This is a genomic window from Pseudomonas sp. GW456-E7, from assembly GCF_059424105.1.
The window spans coordinates 1-1,628 of sequence record NZ_JBWKZB010000115.1 but is presented as its reverse complement, the minus strand read 5'-3'; the positions used below and the strand labels follow the sequence as shown (position 1 = coordinate 1,628).

The 1,628-nt window shown below is 64.3% G+C and carries 1 protein-coding gene; it reads right to left on the bottom strand.

The window, feature by feature from the left end:
- A partial coding sequence (locus tag AC07YV_RS29830) for a VCBS domain-containing protein (protein WP_494990403.1) occupies positions 1-1,628 on the bottom strand: 1,628 nt, incomplete at both ends.

Sequence of the window (1,628 nt, the reverse complement as noted above, 5' to 3'; positions counted from 1 at the left end):
CCGCCCAGGCCATCGCTGACCTGCACGCTGAACACTTCGTTGTGACTTTCTCCCGCCTTCAGCGCCTGCACTGCACTGGCAACGCCATCGGTACCGTTGGCCAGCGTGTAGGTCCACTGGCCGCTGTTGTCCACGGCGATCGAGCCAAAGGTGCCGGTATTTGACCCGGCAATACTCCAAGTGGCGATGGCATCGTGATCGATGTCGGCCGAACTGAACTGGCCTGTCACGCTGAGTTTGGTGTCTTCCTGCACCGCGCCCGCATCATTGCCCGTCGCGAAACTGAGCACGGGTGCGTCGTTGCTGCCGGTGATGGTGACGGTCACCTGCTGGGTGTCGACGCCGCCCAGGCCATCGCTGACCTGCACGCTGAACACTTCGTTGTGACTTTCTCCCGCCTTCAGCGCCTGCACTGCACTGGCAACGCCATCGGTACCGTTGGCCAGCGTGTAGGTCCACTGGCCGCTGTTGTCCACGGCGATCGAGCCAAAGGTGCCGGTATTTGACCCGGCAATACTCCAAGTGGCGGTGGCATCGTGATCGATGTCGGCCGAACTGAACTGGCCTGTCACGCTGAGTTTGGTGTCTTCCTGCACCGCGCCCGCATCATTGCCCGTCGCGAAACTGAGCACGGGTGCGTCGTTGCTGCCGGTGATGGTGACGGTCACCTGCTGGGTGTCGACGCCGCCCAGGCCGTCGCTGACCTGCACGCTGAACACTTCGTTGTGACTTTCTCCCGCCTTCAGTGACTGCACCGCACTGGCGACCCCATTGGTGCCGTTGGCCAGGGTGTAGGTCCACTGGCCGCTGTTATCGACGGCGATCGAGCCGTAGGTGCCGGTTGGCGAGCCATTGATGCTCCAGGTCGCCGTGGCATCGTGATCGATGTCGGCCGAGCTGAGCTGGCCAGTCACGCTGAGCGTGGTGTCTTCCTGCACCGCGCCCGCATCATTGCCCGTCGCGAAACTGAGCACGGGCGCGTCGTTGGTGCCGGTCAGGGTGATCATCACCGTCTGCGCCACCGAGGTCGCGTTGCCCGTCCCGCTGTCGTCGCTGGCCACCACGGTGTAGGAGAAGCTGATGGTTTCACCGGCGCTCAGGAAGTCCAGGTTCTCGCTGCTGCTGTAGTTCCAGCCGGTTTGATCCACCGAGAAGCCGGCGACCAGCGCCGCGGCTTGCGCCGCACCGAGGGTGCCGCCACTCCAGGCGATGTCGTTGTTGGCGGTCTGGCTGACCGTCACGATGTCGTTGCTGTCCAGATCGGCAAAGCTCAGCGCTCCGCTGTCGCTCAGCGTGGCTGCGCCATTGCCTTCGGTCATCGCCCCGGTCGTGTCGTCGATGCTCAGCGTCGGCTGGTCGTTGGTGCCGGTCAGGGTGATCATCACCGTCTGCGCCACCGAGGTCGCGTTGCCCGTCCCGCTGTTGTCGCTGGCCACCACGGTGTAGGAGAAGCTGATGGTTTCACCGGCGCTCAGGAAGTCCAGGTTCTCGCTGCTGCTGTAGTTCCAGCCGGCCTGATCGACCGAGAAGCCGGCGACCAGCGCCGCAGCCTGCGCCGCACCGAGGGTGCCGCCACTCCAGGCGATGTCGTTGTTGGCGGTCTGGCTGACCGTCACGATGTCGTTGCT